Annotated in this window: 1 protein-coding gene and 1 tRNA gene; one reads left to right on the top strand and one right to left on the bottom strand. The window is 64.4% G+C overall.

Annotated elements, in window-relative coordinates; translation table 11 throughout:
* Positions 1–311 precede the first annotated feature (311 nt).
* Positions 312–1769 carry a B12-binding domain-containing radical SAM protein gene (locus tag H7007_RS09155; protein WP_287154925.1) on the top strand — a complete coding sequence of 486 codons (1458 nt, stop codon included), beginning with the start codon at positions 312–314 and terminating at the stop codon, positions 1767–1769.
* Between the two features lie 619 nt (positions 1770–2388).
* Here H7007_RS09155 and H7007_RS09160 read toward each other — a convergent pair.
* Positions 2389–2465 (bottom strand) — tRNA-Met (locus H7007_RS09160).
* Positions 2466–2877: the final 412 nt, after the last annotated feature.

A 2877-nucleotide genomic window follows, 5' to 3' on the forward strand; every position in this document is an offset into this window, starting at 1 on the left:
CCCGTGACCCGGGCCGCGCTCCTCCATCCACCGCCGGCGTGAAGGCTACTCCGCCCGCCGCGGAACCTCTCGCGGAGAGGAAGAGAGCCCCTTCGCTCCAGCCAATGACACGGCGGCCATCGAACACGCCCTCCTCCCCACTAAACGCAGGGGAGTGAGCACAACCCTCCCCGTCACTCGCTTTGTGGGTCGGGACTCTTGGGGTATGATGGACTATCATACGCCCGCGCGGCGGCAGGCCGTCAGGTATGGCCCCCTTCGGTGCCCGAGGGCCAAAGGGCCTCCGCCGGAGGGCCTGAGGGAGGGAGAGAATGCGCATAGCCCTCGTCTATCCCGATTACTACCAGTCCGGGTGCATACGCGGCGAACCGCAGGGGAGGGTCTACCTGGGGAGCGGCTACCTCTCCGCCTGTCTCAAGCGAGCCGGGCACGACGTGGCCTTCCTCCATGTGGTCGAGCCGCTTTCCCGGGAGGAGTTCCTGGAGTGGTTGTGCGGCCAGGACGCCGGCCTGGTGGCCTTCTCCGCCACCAGCCTCATGTTCCCCAAGGTGAAGGAGATGGCCCGCTGGGCCAAGGAGGAGAGCGGCCTTCCGGTGGTGGTGGGAGGGGTGCACCCCACCCTGGACCCGGCGGGGACCCTTCAGTGCCCCCATATCGATTTCGTCTGCATCGGTGAAGGGGAATGGGTGCTGGTGGAGCTGGCGGAAGCCCTGGAGGGCCGAGGCCGGGTGGAGGAGATCGGGAGCCTCTGGGGGCGCTGGCGGGGCCGGGGGTTCTCCAACCCGGTGCGCCCACTGGTGGAGGACCTGGACACCCTGCCCTTTCCGGACCGCTCCATCTTTGACATGTCCAGGATGGCCCCGGACCAGCGGGAACGGATAACCGTCATGGCCTCCCGGGGATGCCCCTACCGCTGCCGTTACTGCTCCAACCACGCCCAGCGGAAGGCATACCCCAACGGGGAACGCTACGTCCGTTTTCGCAGCGTGGACAACGTGCTCACCGAGGTGGAGGAGCTGGCGGAGAAGGCGGACGGGGTGGACCACGTGCGCTTCGACGACGACATCCTCACCCTGCGGCCCAAGTGGTTTGAGGAGTTCGTGCGCCAGTACCCGCGGCGCGTGAAGCTGCCCTTCATCTGCAACTGCCGGGCCGACCTCCTGGACGAGGAGAAGGTGGCCAAGCTCAAGGAGGCCGGGTGCAAGACCGTTTGCATGGGCATCGAGAGCGGCAACCCCTGGCTCAGGAGGCACGTGCTGGGCCGGAGGATGACCGACGAACAGATACTCCGTGCTTTCCGCCTCTGCCGCAAATACGGCATCGGGACCGTCTCTCTGAACATGATGGGCTTTCCCCACGAGGACTTCTCCATGGTCCTGGATACCATAAAGCTCAACGCCCGCGCCGAGCCGGGTATCACCCAGATAACCGTGTTCCATCCCTTCCCGGGAACGGAGCTCTATCGGTCCTGCATCGAGGAAGGCTACTACGTGGAGGAGGAGACGGACACCATCTTCACGCGCCGATCCGCCCTCCGCCTCAGGAGCCTCACCGACGAACAGCTGGAGCTGGTGAGCGAGTTCATGACCCCCCTGGCCTACCTCTACAACCAGGTCTATTCCCTGCCCTCCTCTCTCTCGTCCAGGCTGGAACGAGCCCTGGACGCCTTCTTGTCCAGCCGCATGATCCCTCATTCCTGGAAACGCAGGCTGGGAGAGAGTGTTCTGCGCCGACTTCCCTGGGACTGGTACCTGGCCACCAAGTACTGAGGCGCCAGGGCGCGAACACCTCACCATCCCCACAATCCACATCCCCTCGAATGGGGGCACGGCCACCTGCGGCCGGCAAAGTCCCGGGCTTATCCGGCTCACGGCATCGGTCGCCCCTTCCCTCGTCGCCTCCGCGGAACGGGAGAGCCTGGGCCTCCAGTGGGGGTGGGGGTTCGGTAGGCGGGAGAGGAAAAGGGGGGCGCAGAAAGCGAGGTCTTGCGAAAAGCGGCGGTGCATCTGGGGAATAGGCCATGTCTTGACCACCACTCACCCGGCGGTGGATCAATGCCGGTGGTGGGGTTTCCTCCCGCTGGAGAGGGGAAAGGGCGGGCGCAGAAGGGGGCTCGCGTAATGCGGCGATTCGCCCTGGGGGATCCGGTATGCTCTGAGCCCCTGCCAACCTCGCGGCGGATGGAAGCCGCCGACAGGGAGAGGTTCGGTCCCACGGGATAAGAAAAGGAGGGACGGAAATAGTTGTCGTAGCGCATGGTATACGGGGAAGGGGTCAGGCGTAACGAGGCTTGGCGCCTCATGAGCATAGGCTCCATGAGGCAGGGGAAAGGGGGTGGGCGGAAAAGAAAACCCGGCCGCTCATCGATGTTCCGGCCGGGCCATATGCTGGTAGCGGGGGGTGGATTCGAACCACCGACCTTCGGGTTATGAGCCCGACGAGCTACCTGACTGCTCCACCCCGCGTCGGTCCGATTTATATTATATCCTATCCTCGAGGTGCGTGCCCGTTTTTCGCCAAATTCTATATTAACCGGAGAACCGCGGATGTAAAGCCTCCGAGCGGCACTGCCCGCGAGGATGGAGCGACGGACCCCCTGCCTGTCGCGGAGGTCATGCCGTTCCGAGGCCACGGGGAAGGTCGCCGGCCTCACAACGGCAAAAAAGAATCGGGGGGCATGGAGTGGAGGAAGTGAAGGCGTTAAACGCACACCTTGCCCGGAGGCCTTGTCCGGACAGCCCTACCGGCCGGGGAGGCGTGGAGATAACGCATTGAACGGACGAAGATTGAAAAAAACCGGCTTGTTCCCGAGGAGGTGAAAGCGACCTCCGAGGATGAGGCCCCTTTTGGCTTTAAGGGGAGACGTGGTGGAGTTGC

It is taken from the genome of Candidatus Solincola tengchongensis (assembly GCF_015711935.1).
Taxonomy (GTDB): domain Bacteria; phylum Actinomycetota; class Geothermincolia; order Geothermincolales; family RBG-13-55-18; genus Solincola_A; species Solincola_A tengchongensis.